Below are 16,568 nucleotides of genomic sequence, written 5' to 3'. Positions count from 1 at the left end.
CAATATTAGATGATATCTAATAATTCAACTTCGAATACCAAAGTTGAATAAGGAGGAATCGATGCCCCCGCGCCGCGCTCACCGTAAGCTAAGTGATGTGGCACAAATAATTTCAACTTAGTGCCTACTGGCATCAGTTGCAGTGCTTCAGTCCAGCCAGCGATAACACCAGAAACTGGGAACTCAGCAGGTTGGCCACGAACTACAGAGCTGTCAAACACATCACCATTGATGAAAGAACCATGGTAGTGAGTACGAACAGTATCTTCGTAAGTTGGAGTAGCACCGTCACCTTGGACTAATACTTCGAACTGCAGACCAGAGTCAGTCACAGTCACGCCATCACGCTTAGCATTTTCAGCTAAGAAAGCATCGCCTTCAGCAGACGCAGCAGCAGCAGCTTGCTCTTGAGCAGCTTGAATACGACCGCTAATTTCAGTGAAAGCAACTTGCAGATCTTGCATAGACACAGCACTTTCTAAACCGGCAAACGCATCGGCTAAACCCGCTTGAACGGCTGGAATATCCACGCCATCAAAAGAATTGGCGGCCAGTTGCTCACCCATTTGACGGCCTACACCGTAGCTTGCTTGCTGTTCAACAGTACTGAATTTATCAGACATAATTAACGACTCTCAATTATCAGTGGAATTTTGCGCGCCAGTTTACCATAGTTCAGCGAGCTATGCTGATAAACTGACTGCTTATTTAACTAAGGAGGCTTTTTTACACACTTATTGCGTATTTATCCAAAAGCATAAATAGGTTAAGGACACATATCTCTCCACAAACGACAGCGAACACTCACCAAACGGGCACTTAGATCTTAAATAGACTTCAGCTTATTTCGGCGCCACACATTGATTCTTCACCTGCGCTTTAGCACTGGCATAAAGTGGCTGCATCTGTGCTTGCAATTGTTGTAGCTGAGCAATGCGATTACTGTTCGATGGATGGGTCGATAATAACTCCGGCCCTTGGCCACCGCCCACCTTCGACATATTCTGCCATAACTCAACACTCTGAGCCGGATTGAAACCCGCTCGAGCCATTAACTCTACGCCCATGATATCGGCTTCGCTCTCTTGGGCGCGGCCAAAGGGCAGAATAACCCCTACCTGAGCACCGAGTCCCAATGCCGACATATATAAGTCGCGATTCGACACACCACTCGCCCCTAGCGCTGCATCGGCAATCTGCATTCCAACGCCCGTTAACTGTCCACGGGAAACCTGCTCGTTACCATGTTGCGCCAACACATGCGCGACTTCGTGACCGAGCACAGTAGCAAGCTGATCTGGCCCCTTAGCGACCTTAAGCAATCCGGTATAAACCCCAATATGCCCACCCGGCAGAGCAAAAGCGTTAACTTGTTCAGAGTCAAACAAAACCACATCCCAGCGCTGGGTTTGGTCCGGCAGCACTGCGGTAATACGATTAGCGACACAATTGACGTATTGTGTCAGCTTTTTATCACTACTCACTTTTTGCTGTTTTTTCATTTCCTCGAAGGAGGAATCGCCCATCTGCTGCATTTGCGCCGCTGAATACAACAAGGTCTGCCCTCGCCCCGTTGGCGATTGCGTGGTCGCACAGGCCGATAATCCGAGCGCGACCGCCATACCCACTAAGCCTAAACGCATTGATTTCATGTGGCACTCCTTAAATCCCATGACGGGCGTGAAGATCTTTGAGCCAACATGGGCTCAACTAATGGAAAGATTTTACTGAGATAGACAAGATAAGCCAAATGGGATTGAGCATTCTGCTTGGTTTCATACTCTAAACCAACTGCTAAACCTGCAGGTCAATGGCTCATATATGGCTCATACAAAAGTCGGACTTTAACGTTCTAAAAAGTTACAGCTAGATTTTTAAGCCTACATTAGATTAATTTAGCTATCTGTCTTTATTGAATAAACTCTTTACCATCATGTATTTCATCGTAATCGCAAACCTATGTATAACTATTCTGTTAGTCGTTCAATTTAAAAATTTTGCTAAAATCCAGCGTCACGTTGAAAAGTATTATCCAGAAGAATGGCATAAAGCTTCGGCGAATCCGATGAAAATCCGACTCAGAACAGCAAGAAGTGCCTACATTCACGAGTCACTACAACATGGCTTTCTCTCTACACAAGATGATCCAAGGCTTAGTCAATTTACCCGAAATGAAAAACGCATTAGCTACCTTTGTGCTGTTATTCTTTTATGCGGTTTTGTTTTTGCCTTAGTTTATTAATACTCTTCTTTTAACAAGGCATAGAGGAACTCATCGCCCCACGCGCCTTTAAAGAAGATGTTTTTCACATAATGGGCTTCGCGCCTAAAGCGGAGTTTTTCGAGTAAGCGACAGCAGGCAAGATTTTGTGCATCGGTGATGGCAATGACTCTATGCTTATGCAATTCAATAAAGAGGTAATCCAGCAATGCGCTGACGGCCTCAAAAGCAATATGTTTACCTTGATGCTCAGGCGCAATCGTAAAGCCAATTTCCACCTGCTGCTCATCAATAAAATGCAGCGCCAGATCGCCAACTAATTGGGTCGGTCTTGTTCCCGACGTGCCAGTAACAATCGCAAGCTGAAACCAAGTATCAACCGCACCAAATTGCGCGTAATCCATCTTCTCGAACAACGCGAGTGCATCGCTATAGCTGTAATCCGTCCAGCTTTGATATTTGGCGACCTTAGGGTCGGCTCGATAGGCGGTAAAAGCCTCAAGATCCGCTCGCTGGAATGGCCTAAGTACAAAGTGCTCGGTCGTTAAACCGTTATTCACCACTTTATGAAGTGCTTTGCTTAACGCTAATGTCGATCCCATGACTTAGCTCCTTAATGTAAATAAGTCACTAAGTTACACCCAGAGCGAAAGTGATAACAGCGGCCAATGCGCTTTATTCTGTTATCAGTTTAGTGATTGAGGCACGCCAAGCTTGAACGCTATGAATAGCTTCAAACTCAGCGCTTACCTTTAAACTCTTTGGCGCTGTGCTTATTGATGCTACGGCGATTCGCCTGTTTATCCCGTGGTGGTCGCTTACGCTCAACTGTACTCTCTGTAGCGCCATCAGTGATTTTTTCACTCGGCTTATCCGTTACCGGAAACTCAGCCAATAATGCCAGCGGTAACTCCCGCGCGGTTAAAGTGCGGATCGCCGTTAAAGTTGCCATTTCACCGTGGCACACGAGGGAAATCGCCAGCCCTTTTTCGCCAGCGCGCGCGGTGCGGCCAATGCGGTGCACGTACACAGGCGCACTCATGGGCAAATCGAGATTGATAACAACAGGCAAGGTATCAACATGAATGCCGCGCGCCATCAAATCTGTCGCCACTAATACTTGGATACGATTGGCTTTAAAGTCGGCCAAGGTTTGGCTGCGAACGGTTTGCTCTTTTTCACCGTGCAGCGCGGCAACTTTCATCCCCGCTTTAGCGAGCCGTTTAGCGACGGCATCGGCATCATCGCGGGCGCTGATAAACACCAACACCTGCGGCCATTGATACTGTTTTAACAGCGCAATCAATGCCTGTGCTTTGCTGCCCTTGTTGACTAAATAGAGCTGCTCTTCGATTTCACCAGCCACTGAATTCACCTTGTGAGCTTCGACCCGTAGCGGCTTATTCACCAGTAGCTTGCCCGCCAATGTATCCAAAGCCTCGGGCAAGGTGGCAGAAAACAACAAGATTTGCTTAAGCTTAGGCATAAACGCCATCAGCTTTTGCACATCGGGCCAAAACCCCATTTCCAACAGGCGGTCAGCCTCATCCAGCACAAGATGTTTTATCGAATCGAGGCTGACGTGGGCCTGTTTACATAAGTCCAGTAAACGTCCTGGGGTTGCCACTAACACCTGCGGCTTGGCTGCAAGTTCGGCTAATTGGTCTTCCAGCGCGACCCCGCCACACAGAAGCTGAATGTTCAACGAAGTCGATAACTGACTCGCCACTGTTTGCAGCGCCTCAGTCACTTGCAGCGCTAATTCCCGTGTAGGCACCAGCACTAACGCCAGTGCATTTGGAGGCTGTACAGACTTAGCGCCCTGCAACTGTGTTTGCTGTTGCAACAAAATTTGTTGTAGGAGTGGCAAACCAAAAGCTAAGGTTTTCCCGCTACCGGTTTGTGCTAAGGCTAACAAATCCCGTCCTGCAAGAATGGCCGGAATCGCCAATTGCTGCACCTTTGTCGGATGTTTAAGACTTGCAGGCAAGGCCTTAAGTAGCGCCGAATTTAAGCCAAGCTCAGCAAAAGTTAACGACTCAGGGGAAGAAGAAAGCTCGGGAAAGGTCATCACAACACCGGATCAAAACATGGGAGCGAAAGTTTACTGAGAGTTGCCTTTGAATACCAATGTTGTTTCGGCTTTTACGCAAGCTGTCGCTTCGGTGTTCGTTTTATCTTAAAAGTGACTCTAGCCGCATCTTTCTTATGTGTGCAAAGTTAACGCAGGTGATGGAATGGTAGATTTTAATCCCACAGCTTTCGTGAGCGCTTATGGTAGAATCCCACCCAATCAGCTTTATGAATGTGCAACACAACTCATTTGTTTAACTGAACGTAGTGGAACACTACCGTGATTAACTAAATGAGGAGAAAAGATTATGAGTAAGTTAAATGCCGAAGAACGTAAAGCCCGCGATAACGCCCGTTTTTCACAACGCGTCGATGAGCGCCGCACAAAAGGTGAAGACGTCGTCGCCTACGTATTAGGCAACAAGCTCGCGTTTAAGTTTCTGACTAAACCAGAGAGACACGAATTTAAACAAAGAGAAGCCGCACTTGAAGAAGAAGCCAAGCTTAAAAAGCAGCAAGCATTTCAGCTTAAAACCGAGCAAGAATTAGAGAAAGTCGAAGCCGCATTTACTGTTCCAGAAGAATAATAACTCTTAGGTTTCCAAACTTCGTTTGGATTTTCGAATCGAAATCAAAGTCAAAATCTACATCAACGTCGTGGCGCTTCGCCCACACCAGACCAAAAGGGGATCAACAGCAATCCCCTCTTGGATCACCCTTGCCGCCCCTAGCGAAGTTCATGCATTGGTTAGTGGTCTCATACTCCAACAAAAATCGCCTAACGGCTCAGATGGCACATCCATGTGCCCCCGAGCCTGCGCCATCATCCATGATGTCGCCACGGCATTTTTATCTCCGTATTTCGACAACTTCGCAGGGGAAGGTGAACTCCTGAAGTTGCAGTGTTAGCTGTTAATCTCAAAAGAGTTCTGCCTGTCCTATCTTTTTCCATATCTTTTTATAGTGTTAACTTATAATCTCTCATAAATTCAGTCTGTCCAATCATTTCAAAAATAACTACTCTAGCTAATGTCAAAGAAAGTGATAAGAATCTGACTTTCATAATGATTTCATTAACTACTGATTTACAGGTTTTCATGCTAAACGAGCTAGAATTTAAGCGTCGAGTGCGCTACGAAAAGAAAATAAATACCTTGGAAGAATTCGTACAATTTGTTCAAAATGCAGTCAAGAACAAGAGATTCGTGTACCGAGGTATGAACAATAGACAATATTTATGTGTTTCAAGCTTTTATCGTTACTATTTTACTGTACACAAGCCAGTAGTACGAGAAATCGTTTACAACGAAGGTGAAAATGCAGCCGAAATGCTGCCGGATATCTGTGCTGAAGATTTTTTGAAGAAGTCATTTGATATCATTGATGAATTTAACTCACGATTATTACAAATCGGTGCGATAGATAAAGAGTTATCATTTAGTGATGCTTGCTCCCTAGCCCAGCACTATGAACTCCCAACAAATCTTATTGATTTTACTTTTGATCCTGCTATTGCTCTTTTCTTCGCTTGTAGTGGCAATGATGATGTTGACGCAGTAGTCTTCGAAAGTGACATTTGGCACCCAATCAATGTATTGAATGCTCATTCACAACACGGTGTGAATGGCTGGTACAAAGACCCTGAAAAAGCTCATGCCGATATAGTACGCAGGCTTACTTCAATTGACAAAACTACAGGAATATCATTAACGACTCCCGAAATACATCAATCAATGTTAGAACACAACGAACGTATCAAGCGTCAGTCAGGTGTATTCGTCTATAATGCGGAAATATTCCCATACGACAGAGTGATGTACAACTTTTGGGATGAGCCATACTGCATTCCTGGTCGAATAGTTTATGTGATTAATAAAGCATTAAAACCCTTAGTCAGAGAGCATTTAGAAAGTATTGGGGTAACTTGGGAATATCTAATGCCCAGCGATGATGCGCACAAAATCAAACAGGCAGTAAAAGAAACCAAACTTCAATTTAATATTCCCGAGCGTTATTAATATTAAATTCTATTTTTTGATAGCAGTTTTGCAGAAAACACACAGGCTCAATTTAAAATCGCATCAAAAAGATGATAAGAAAGATCGGTAAAAGATCAGACTGGCATAACTTTTATGCCTTAATAATTTACAGATAACTCCAAAATCTAAGGAATAAACCATCCCCTCGGAGTTGCCGCAGGGCGAATAGACAAATTGCGTGAGTCTCGGCATGGATGCCGAGCTAGCTTTCGCAGGTGCAGGGACGCATCCTTCGGAAGCGATAGCAAATTTGGCAATGAGCACAAGGGGCTTTCAACTCCGTTGGGGGCGTCATGGAGCATCCAAGGAGGATAGGACGAGCAGTCCTCCTTGGTCGGGTGTGGGGTGAAGCCCCACGACTTTGACTTTTCTTTTAAAAAAGAGAAACCAGCTAGGTTTAAGTTACAAACAATCTCGGCTATAAAGCCAAATAGCAAAGCTGAACAATCAAACTAACATCAAACCTTTTAAGTTGTTTTTGCATAAAACAACCATAAAAAAGCCCCGCGATGTTAAACACTGCGGGGCTTTATTCATCTAACGCGCTGCTAACATAACAGCAGCGCCATCAAACCAAGTTAGCTATTCAGATCTTGAAAGAACTTTTTCACGCCATCGAAAAAGCCCTCAGCCTTTGGGCTGTGTTTTTTCGACTCACCTGTTAAGGTGGCTTCAAATTCGCGTAACAGTTCTTTTTGACGATCGTTTAAGTTAACTGGGGTTTCCATAACCACTTTGCAGAGCAAGTCACCTACCGCATGGCTGCGAACCGACTTGACGCCTTTGCCACGTAAACGGAACATACGGCCCGTTTGCGTTTCGGCTGGGATCTTCAGGCTGACTTTACCATCCAGTGTTGGCACTTCAATCTCACCGCCTAGGGCCGCTTTACTGAAGGATATCGGCACTTCGCAGTAAAGGTTGTTGCCATCACGGACGAAAATCGCATGCTCACGCACGCTGACCTGAACGTATAAATCCCCTGGAGGCGCGCCAAACTCACCCGCTTCACCTTCACCCGCTAAACGAATACGGTCACCCGTATCAACGCCGGCGGGGATCTTAACCGATAAGGTTTTGCTCTTTTCAACACGGCCATCGCCATGACACTTAGTGCAAGGATCTTTGATGATCTTGCCGCGGCCATGACAGGTCGGACAAGGCTGCTGCACCGCAAAGAAACCTTGGCGCATTTGAACTTGGCCTTGACCATGACAGGTGCCACAAGTGGTTGCAGAGGTGCCTTTTTTAGCGCCGCTGCCTTCACATAGATCGCAAGTCGCCAGTGTTGGGATACGCAGTTCTTTGGTTAAGCCTTTAACGGCTTCTTCCAGTGATAACTCTAGGTTGTAACGTAAATCTGAGCCGCGGGCCGCTTGGCGTTGACCGCCACCACGACGTCCACCGCCGAAAATATCGCCAAAGACATCACCGAAAATATCACCGAAATCGCCTTGACCACCACCGTAACCACCGCCACCGCGATTAGGATCCACACCCGCATGACCAAATTGGTCGTAGGCCGCTTTTTTGTCGGCGTCGGTTAGGATCTCGTAGGCTTCTTTAATTTCTTTAAAGTTAGCTTCTGCGGTTTTGTCGCCTGGGTTGCGATCTGGGTGAAATTTCATGGCCAGACGTTTGTAGGCCTTTTTAATTTCACGTTCGCTGGTGTCACGACTGACACCTAATACTTCGTAATAATCTCGCTTTGACATAATCTCATGCTTCTCAGCTGGTGTTGAACAAACGGGCGTTAGGGTTGCCCCGTAACGCCCGCCTAGAAATTAACGCTTTGAAATCAATCTATTTGATTGAAAACAAGTCATTATTTCTTGTCGTCTTTCACTTCTTCGAATTCAGCATCGACAACGTCATCGGCAGCAGCGTTAGCCTGTTTGCCCGCGTCGGCATTGTCGCCGCCTTGAGCTTGAGACTTAGCTTGAGCGATTTCCATCAGCTTAGCAGATGCTTCGATCAAGTTTTGAGTTGCCTTTTCAATGGCTTCTTTGTCATTGCCTTTGCTGGCAGTGTCAACAGCGGCCATAGCAGCTTGGATTTTCTCTTTATCTTCGCTTGGCAATGCATCACCCGCTTCTTCCACTTGTTTCTTAGTCGCGTGGACTAAGCCGTCAGCTTGGTTGCGTGCTTGCACTAACTCTTCAAACTTCTTGTCTTCATCTGCGTGAGCTTCGGCATCACGTACCATTTGTGCCACTTCTTCTTCGCTTAAGCCAGAAGAGGCTTTGATGGTGATGTTTTGTTTCTTGCCGGTTTTCTTGTCTGTCGCAGACACATGCAGAATACCGTCGGCATCGATGTCGAACATCACTTCAATTTGTGGCTGGCCACGTGGAGCTGGCTCAATACCGTCTAAGTTGAACTGACCTAATGACTTGTTCGCGCTCGCTTGCTTACGCTCACCTTGCAGTACGTGAATCGTCACTGCGTTTTGGTTGTCATCGGCTGTTGAGAACACTTGCTGCGCCTTAGTAGGAATAGTGGTGTTCTTTTCAATCAACTTAGTCATCACGCTGCCCATGGTTTCGATACCCAGAGACAGTGGTGTTACGTCTAACAGTAATACGTCTTTCACGTCGCCTGACAGTACGCCCGCTTGAATTGCAGCACCTACGGCTACCGCTTCGTCTGGGTTCACGTCTTTACGAGGTTCTTTACCGAAGAAGTTTGTCACTGCTTCTTGAACCTTAGGCATACGTGTTTGACCACCCACTAGAATCACTTCGTTGATGTCTGTTACAGATAAATCTGCATCAGCCAGGGCAACTTTTAGTGGCTCTAATGTACGGATAATCAAGTCTTCAACCAGTGATTCCAATTTAGCACGAGTGATTTTAATCACTAAATGCTTAGGACCTGTTGCGTCTGCCGTGATGTATGGCAGGTTCACTTCAGTGTGGTTGGTGCTTGAAAGTTCAATTTTCGCTTTTTCTGCTGCTTCTTTCAGACGTTGCATTGCTAATGGATCTTTACGCAGATCTAAGCCTTGCTCTTTCTTGAATTCGTCAGCTAAGTAGTTGATCAAACGGTTGTCAAAGTCTTCACCACCTAAGTGGGTGTCACCGTTGGTTGCCAACACTTCAAATGTTTGGTCGCCATCGTTGCTGTCGATTTCGATGATAGAGATATCGAATGTACCACCACCTAAATCGTATACTGCAACAATGTTGTCGCCTTGTTTCTTATCGATACCGTAGGCTAATGCTGCAGCCGTTGGTTCGTTGATAATACGTTTAACATCAAGACCTGCGATACGACCCGCATCTTTAGTCGCTTGACGTTGTGAATCGTTAAAGTAAGCAGGAACAGTAATAACCGCTTCTGTTACTTCTTCACCTAAAAAGTCTTCTGCGGTTTTCTTCATCTTTTTCAAGATTTCTGCAGAAACTTGTGGTGGAGCCATCTTGTTGCCACGCGATTCAACCCATGCATCACCGTTGTCGGCTGCAATGATTTTGAATGGCATGATGTTCACGTCACGTTGGACTTCGTCATCTTTAAAGCGACGACCAATCAAACGCTTAATCGCGAAGAATGTGTTAGTCGGGTTAGTCACAGCTTGACGTTTTGCTGGCGAACCGACAATGGTTTCATCATCTGTATAAGCGATGATTGACGGGGTTGTGCGATCGCCTTCAGCGTTTTCTAACACACGTGCTTTGCCACCATCGAGGACAGCTACACAAGAGTTTGTTGTGCCTAAGTCGATACCAATAATTTTACCCATGAGGTCCTCCGAAAAATTTCATTCAATCTAAATTTGTTTAGTTGGTTTTGATATGGGGCTAGACGGTTTAAATATCAAGTCCATCGTTGGCCACCTTCTCTGCCTTGATACCTATATTGGGACAGGGAATTTAATTACAAGGGCGAACAAAAAAATTTTCTGATTTATCTTTCTCGCATCTACAGCAGGATAAAATATCCAATCACATAAAATAGTCTTGCTTATCAACCAAAGCTGTTATTCAATCTGCCCACATTTGGCGGATGTTTATCCTAGTAAGGTAGCAGAGTGAAGTCTTCGAATTTAGCGTACGTGTATGGCATGGCGGCGGTCTTTCTCTGGTCTACAGTGGCCACTGCCTTTAAGATTGCCTTGAGTTACTACACACCGCTGCAACTGGTGTTTGTTGCCGTACTCACTTCGATTATTGCCCTTGCCGGAATCCTTGCTTGGCAAAAAAAGCTTTCCTTACTCAAGCAACAGTTTTTACACCGCCCCATGTTTTATCTGGTGACTGGACTCATCAATCCCTTCCTTTACTATGTCGTGCTATTTAAAGCGTATTCCTTACTGCCAGCGCAGCAAGCGTTGTCACTTAATTACACTTGGGCGGTATTACTACCGTTACTGGCCGCGCCTTTGTTAAAGCAACATTTGCGTAAGAGCGACATTGCTGCCGCGCTGATTGCCTATACAGGCGTGTTTATCATTGCTACCGGCGGCGATATCAGCGGCTTTAGTTTTGATAGCCCGCTCGGTATCGGATTGGCGCTGACCAGCACCTTACTCTGGTGCCTATATTGGATCGTCAACACCAAAGATCAAGGCGATCCCGTGGTGAGTTTATTATTGAGTTTTCTTATCGGCTTACCTTTTATTGCCGTCACCTTAGTGCTGACAGATACCCTACCCAGTTTTAGTCTTAAGGCGATATTTGCAGGTATGTATGTGGGCTTGTTTGAAATGGGCATTACCTTTGTGCTCTGGTTAATGGCGCTGAAAACCGCCACTCGCACTGCGAACATCAGCACTATGGTGTTTTTATCTCCTGTGATGTCGATTGGTTTTATCGCGTGGATTTTGCAAGAAACGATTGCGATGGCAACCTATCTCGGCCTAGCCTTTATTTTATCGGGGATGATGTTGCAGCAACTTCTGCCCCGTTATATTGAGCGTAAAAACAAGATAAGCACAAAGCTAGCGGAATAATCGTTGAGTAGCAGCCTTAAATAATGTTAGCTCACGGCAATGAGCCAATTAAAAGAGCTGGCTAACATTTTAAGCCAAGATTAAGCGCTAATATCTCCCATTTTGTGAAGGAGTATAAAATGACCCCGGCCGTCCGATTGGCGAAAAAAGCCAAGATCGCGTTTGATATCTTAGAGTACAGCCACGATCCACACTGCGCCGCCTACGGCGAAGAAGCCGCTAACACCTTAGGGCTCGAACCCGCGCAAGTATTTAAAACCCTTTTAGTTGCCATCGACAAAGCTCATGCGCCGATTGCCGTCGCGCTCGTGCCCGTCGATCATCAGCTTAATCTAAAAGCCGTAGCTAAATGCTTAAGACAAAAGAAACTACAAATGGCCGATGCCGACCTAGCACAAAAATCCTCAGGCTATCTGGTTGGCGGTATTAGTCCCTTAGCGCAAAAGAAACAATTGCCAACCTTGATTGATGCCAGCGCTCAAGGCTTCGATAGAATCTATGTGAGCGCCGGCAGACGCGGTTTAGAAATAAGCTTAGCGGCAACAGACTTAGCCCTGCTTTGCAAAGGCGAATTTGCCGATATCAAGACGCTTTAAGCTATCCAGGCCACATTTAAGCACAAGTCATTCGGCGTTAAGTAAGCAATTCACTTTAAGTTGTACGCGCTCATATTAGATAAATGATGAACAAGGCTCAAACGGCAACAAACTGGCCAGCGTACTGAGTCTAACAATGGAAAGCGTTTGATAAAGCCGAGATATCCGTCTATAAATTGTACTGAGGTACAAATCGACTAAGGATAGTCAGATGGAAAAATCAACCCAATGGAATCCAGAAAATAGCATCAGCCCTATCAGTTGGTGCGCCATGCTACTCTGCATCGCCTTATTTATTTATGAGCATTTCTGGGGAAACAGTTTTACCACTATGGTAGTCATGCTCTATTGCAGTTTTATGCTGCCTTCGGTTTTACTCACTCGCAGAGTACAAGAAAAGTACTTTATTTATACCTTGGAATACATCAAGGCCTTTCGTAAATTCACTGTCGTTATGTCAACGATATTTTTCTGTATCTGGTTACTTGCTACTTATACCCCGCTCACCATAAGCAGCTAAACTCGTTAGCCAAACACATTGATGTCGCTATTCAGTTGGATACCGCAAACAAAAAAGCCGTCAACGTAGTAAGTTAACGGCTTTGGGTTTATCGGTATTTACCGCTAAACACGACTGGTGTAATCACCCCAAGCTAACCACTTATATGTGGTTAATGCCTCAAGCCCCATTGGACCGCGAGCGTGCAGTTTTTGCGTGCTCACAGCCACTTCAGCGCCAAGACCAAACTGACCGCCATCGGTAAAACGAGTACTGGCATTCACATACACGGCGGCTGAGTTCACTTCATTCATAAAGTGTGCCGCTGCATGAATATCATCGGTCAAAATGGCTTCCGAATGGCCGCTAGAATACTGGCGAATATGGCTAACGGCGGCATCGATATCGCTCACGACTTTAATACCTAAGGTTAATGACAGCCATTCAATACCAAAATCCTCAGACTTAGCAAGCGTCACATCAAACCCTAAACCATGCAGTAGACTAAGACTTGTATCACAAACTGAAAAACGCACGCCTAGACGATGCAGATATTCGGCAATTTGCGGTACAAAGCTGCTGGCTACGCGCTCATCCACCAGCAAGGTATCAAGAGCATTGCACACAGTTGGACGCTGCACTTTGGCATTAGCGATTACGCCTAAGGCACGCTCAAGGTCGGCATTTTTATCGACATATAAATGGCAAATACCTATGCCACCTAAGATCACCGGAATGGTCGCTTGCTCGGCACATAGGCGCTGCAATGCTTGACCGCCGCGCGGCACTATCATGTCGACATATTGATCGAGCTTTAGTAAACCTGTCACTAGGGCTCTGTCTGAAGAATCAATAAATTGCACCGCATCTATGGGTAAACCTTGGGCGACAATCGCGCCGCGGATCACTTCGCTGATAAGCTTATTCGATTCAAGGGTTTCTTTACCGCCACGAAGGATCACCGCATTACCCGTTTTAAGGGCAAGTACCGCGATATCGACAGTCACATTCGGGCGCGCCTCGTAGATAACCCCAATCACGCCCAGCGGTACGCGGCGACGAGTCAACCTTAAACCGTTATCTAATAACTTGCTGCCAAACTCTTCGCCCACGGGATCAGCAAGGCGGATCACATCACTGATATCACCTATAATGCCCGCTAAACGTGCATCATCGAGCAACAATCTGTCGATCATCGCCTCAGTTAATCCATCGTTCTTAGCGGCGGCAACATCTTTAGCATTAGCCGCTAAAATGGCGGCGGAGTTTGCCGTTAGCGCATCGGCAATAGCTTCGAGTAAGTCAGCCTTTTGGCTCGCCGTTAAGTTGGCTAAAGCATAACTGGCCTGTTTGGCATTTTGGCCAAGTTGCTGTAAATACTGATCTTGATTCATTTGACTCAAAATAGACCTCGCTTATAAGACAACCATGTCGTTGCGGTGCACTATTGCGTCACCATAATCGTAACCAAGTACAGACTCGATCTCGTCGGAATGCTTGCCCGCAATCAAACTCAGGGCTTGGCCACAGTATCGTGTCATCCCTTTAGCAATCACTTTACCTTGTTGATCAACTAATTGTAGCGTCGCACCACGTTCAAACTGACCTTTAACGCCTACGATACCTTTAGACAATAGACTGCGGCCCTTGTCAGTCACGGCTTTGACCGCGCCCGCATCAAGCACTAAAGAACCTTGAGTTGCAGGTCCCGCTAGAATCCACTGTTTGCGGCTTTCGAGCGGGTTTTCGATGGCACTAAAGTGAGTACCGACGGACTCTTTGGCGACCACTTTTTTGATCACATCTGGGTGATGGCCAGAGGCGATAACCACTTCGATGCCAGCACGGCGAGCAATATCCGCCGCTTCCAATTTAGTCGACATACCACCCGTGCCTAAACCCGATACAGAACCGCCCGCCAGCATACGCAGACTATCGTCAATCTTCACCACCTGTGAAATTAACTTAGCGTTCGGGTTAGTACGTGGATCCGCATCGAATAAGCCCTTTTGATCCGTCAATAAAATCAATAAGTCAGCATCGCATAAGAGTGCTGCGCGCGCCGATAAATTGTCGTTATCGCCCACTTTAATCTCATTGGTAGCAACGGCATCGTTTTCATTGATGATCGGCACAATATTATTGGCCAACAAGGCATTGAGCGTGTCGCGGGCGTTAAGGTAACGCTCCCTATCCTGCAAGTCGGCACGGGTCAGCAGCAATTGGCCCACATGCAGCCCATAAATACTAAAGAGTTGTGCCCAAGCGAGGATCAACTGACTTTGCCCGACAGCGGCTAACAATTGCTTATTGGCCATAGTGTCGGGCAGCGTCGGGTATTGGAGATGTTCACGCCCAGCGGCAATTGCCCCTGAGGTGCATAATACGACTTCGACCCCTGACTTCATCAGTGCGGCCATTTGACGAGCAAGCTCAACCATGTGGGCTTTATCTAGCTGTTTACTGCCAGAGGTAAGCACACTCGTCCCTAACTTCACTACCACGCGGCGATACGCAATCTCACTTAAGTTCATTATTCATTTGTAACAAAATAACCGAACAATCCTTATACCTAATCCGCTGAGTAATTGGTAGCAAGGAGTTATTAACTCGAGATAAATTTTCGTTTTTGCTTAGAATCGCGCATTAAAAAGGGCCATCGATTAGATGGCCCTCAAAAATGTAAACAATCTACGTTGCGAGTTTTTACTGTGCAGGTGAATTAATCGACAGCATCAACCATAGACAAACTTAGCTACAAACAATGCGGCTAATACTAAAATGCCCACATTAAGATCGCTAAAGCGACCTGTGAGTAATTTGATTGCTGCATATGAGATGATCCCAAAGGCAATGCCCGTCGCGATAGAAAACGTTAGTGGCATTAATATACACACCACCAACACAGGCGCGGCTTCAGTCAAATCTTCCCATTCGACATGCACCAGTCCCGACATCATCAAAATCGCTACATAAAACAGTGTGCCCGCAGTCGCATAAGCCGGGATCATCCCCGCCAATGGCGATAAAAATAACGCAGCAATGAAGAGTAATCCCACCACAACGGCCGTTAAACCAGTACGACCACCTGCGCTCACACCCGCAGTGCTTTCGATATAACTTGTCGTGGTGGAAGTGCCAAAAGCCGCCCCCGCAATGGTTGCTAAACTGTCAGCGGTCAAGGCACGATTCAGACGTGGTAAACGGCCTTTATCATCGAGAAAACCACCGCGCTGTGCAACCGCCACTAAGGTGCCAGAGGTATCGAAGAGATCCACAAATAAGAAGGCAAAAACGACTGATAGCATAGTTACTTCAAATACTTGGGATAAATCCATCTTCATAAATGTAGGTGCGATTGAAGGTGGCATTGATACAATGCCCTGATACTGCACATCACCAAACACTAATCCTAGACCAGTGATAATCAGAATGCTGGCAATCACCGCCGACTTCATTCCCCGCTGCACCATAGCAATAATGAGGAAAAAGCCCAGCACAGCCATAACCGCCGGAAATGCCGTGATATCGCCAAGTGTCACTAGCGTAGCAGGACTTGCCACCACAATACCGGCGCTCTTAAGGCCAATCAGAGCAAGGAACAAACCAATACCTGCAGCAATACCGATACGTAACGACATGGGAATACTATTTACAATCCATTCTCGAATACGCACTAAGGACAAGATTAAAAAGCAAATTCCCGACAGGAACACTGCGCCTAACGCAGTCTCCCAGCTGTAACCCATTTCACCCACGACTGTGTAGGTAAAAAAGGCATTAAGTCCCATACCTGGAGCAAGCGCAATGGGATAATTCGCCATCAACCCCATAACCAAACAGCCGACAGCCGCCGCCAAACAGGTCGCCACAAATACAGCACCATGGTCCATGCCCGCATCGGCTAACATCATTGGGTTCACAAAAATGATGTAGGCCATCGTCATAAATGTTGTCAAACCTGCGACCGCTTCCTGCTTGAGGCTCGTTTGATTTTGTTTCAGTTTGAACAGTTTTTCTAACATGGAACAAGGTTCCTTTTTATTTTAAGTATGTAGGGTAGTTAGATGTAAACACTATGTAGCGTGATGACATTTGCAGCCGATTATAGGGAGTTTAGGCTGGTCAGGCCAGAAAATTGGCAAAGGAGTAACGAAGAGAAAATGCTCAAATATCTATGCAAACG

Annotated in this window: 14 protein-coding genes; 5 read left to right on the top strand and 9 right to left on the bottom strand. The window is 46.1% G+C overall.

Annotated elements, in window-relative coordinates:
* Window positions 1-5 precede the first annotated feature (5 nt).
* The 4 genes from L5M29_RS18240 to L5M29_RS18225 form a co-directional block, all read right to left on the bottom strand.
* On the bottom strand, window positions 6-623 hold the full coding sequence (locus L5M29_RS18240; protein ID WP_006083907.1) for an FKBP-type peptidyl-prolyl cis-trans isomerase: 618 nt from the start codon (window positions 621-623) through the stop codon (window positions 6-8).
* Between the two features lie 219 nt (window positions 624-842).
* Window positions 843-1,652, bottom strand: a complete 810-nt coding sequence (locus tag L5M29_RS18235; RefSeq protein ID WP_263169302.1) for a M48 family metallopeptidase — start codon at window positions 1,650-1,652, stop codon at window positions 843-845.
* A gap of 586 nt (window positions 1,653-2,238) precedes the next feature.
* Entirely contained in the window at window positions 2,239-2,823 is a 585-nt protein-coding gene (locus L5M29_RS18230; RefSeq protein WP_263169299.1) for a GNAT family N-acetyltransferase, read from the bottom strand.
* A 137-nt stretch (window positions 2,824-2,960) separates the two neighbouring features.
* A complete protein-coding gene (locus tag L5M29_RS18225; protein WP_263169298.1) occupies window positions 2,961-4,292 on the bottom strand; it encodes a DEAD/DEAH box helicase in 1,332 nt (443 codons plus the stop codon).
* A gap of 310 nt (window positions 4,293-4,602) precedes the next feature.
* Between L5M29_RS18225 and L5M29_RS18220 the strand changes: the two genes are divergently transcribed.
* Window positions 4,603-4,881: a hypothetical protein gene (locus L5M29_RS18220; protein ID WP_028759454.1), complete on the top strand. Its 279-nt coding sequence runs from the start codon at window positions 4,603-4,605 to the stop codon at window positions 4,879-4,881.
* A 477-nt stretch (window positions 4,882-5,358) separates the two neighbouring features.
* Window positions 5,359-6,312, top strand: a complete 954-nt coding sequence (locus tag L5M29_RS18215) for an FRG domain-containing protein (RefSeq protein WP_263169294.1) — start codon at window positions 5,359-5,361, stop codon at window positions 6,310-6,312.
* A gap of 599 nt (window positions 6,313-6,911) precedes the next feature.
* Here L5M29_RS18215 and dnaJ read toward each other — a convergent pair.
* A complete protein-coding gene (dnaJ, locus tag L5M29_RS18210) occupies window positions 6,912-8,048 on the bottom strand; it encodes a molecular chaperone DnaJ (RefSeq protein WP_113941183.1) in 1,137 nt (378 codons plus the stop codon).
* Between the two features lie 110 nt (window positions 8,049-8,158).
* Entirely contained in the window at window positions 8,159-10,078 is a 1,920-nt protein-coding gene (dnaK, locus tag L5M29_RS18205; RefSeq protein WP_105251655.1) for a molecular chaperone DnaK, read from the bottom strand.
* Window positions 10,079-10,366: 288 nt separating this feature from the next.
* Here dnaK and L5M29_RS18200 point away from each other — a divergent pair, with 288 nt between their 5' ends.
* From L5M29_RS18200 to L5M29_RS18190, 3 genes are all read left to right on the top strand, one after another.
* Window positions 10,367-11,287 carry a DMT family transporter gene (locus tag L5M29_RS18200; RefSeq protein WP_263169292.1) on the top strand — a complete coding sequence of 307 codons (921 nt, stop codon included), beginning with the start codon at window positions 10,367-10,369 and terminating at the stop codon, window positions 11,285-11,287.
* 119 nt (window positions 11,288-11,406) lie between these two features.
* Window positions 11,407-11,883: a Cys-tRNA(Pro) deacylase gene (ybaK, locus tag L5M29_RS18195; protein WP_028759489.1), complete on the top strand. Its 477-nt coding sequence runs from the start codon at window positions 11,407-11,409 to the stop codon at window positions 11,881-11,883.
* A gap of 211 nt (window positions 11,884-12,094) precedes the next feature.
* A complete protein-coding gene (locus L5M29_RS18190; RefSeq protein WP_105251653.1) occupies window positions 12,095-12,403 on the top strand; it encodes a hypothetical protein in 309 nt (102 codons plus the stop codon).
* A gap of 104 nt (window positions 12,404-12,507) precedes the next feature.
* On the opposite strand, the gene L5M29_RS18185 is transcribed toward L5M29_RS18190, so the two are convergent.
* The 3 genes from L5M29_RS18185 to L5M29_RS18175 form a co-directional block, all read right to left on the bottom strand.
* Window positions 12,508-13,785 (bottom strand): glutamate-5-semialdehyde dehydrogenase, encoded by a 1,278-nt coding sequence (locus L5M29_RS18185; RefSeq protein ID WP_263169289.1) that lies wholly within the window; start codon window positions 13,783-13,785, stop codon window positions 12,508-12,510.
* Window positions 13,786-13,797: 12 nt separating this feature from the next.
* Window positions 13,798-14,916 carry a glutamate 5-kinase gene (gene proB / locus L5M29_RS18180; RefSeq protein ID WP_105251651.1) on the bottom strand — a complete coding sequence of 373 codons (1,119 nt, stop codon included), beginning with the start codon at window positions 14,914-14,916 and terminating at the stop codon, window positions 13,798-13,800.
* Between the two features lie 201 nt (window positions 14,917-15,117).
* Window positions 15,118-16,407, bottom strand: a complete 1,290-nt coding sequence (locus L5M29_RS18175) for an NCS2 family permease (RefSeq protein ID WP_263169286.1) — start codon at window positions 16,405-16,407, stop codon at window positions 15,118-15,120.
* Window positions 16,408-16,568 lie beyond the last annotated feature (161 nt).

This window comes from Shewanella sp. SM95 (assembly GCF_025653595.1).
GTDB classification, from domain to species: domain Bacteria; phylum Pseudomonadota; class Gammaproteobacteria; order Enterobacterales; family Shewanellaceae; genus Shewanella; species Shewanella oncorhynchi.
Note: the sequence above shows the minus strand (reverse complement) of the source record. Positions and strands in the feature narration are given on the sequence as shown.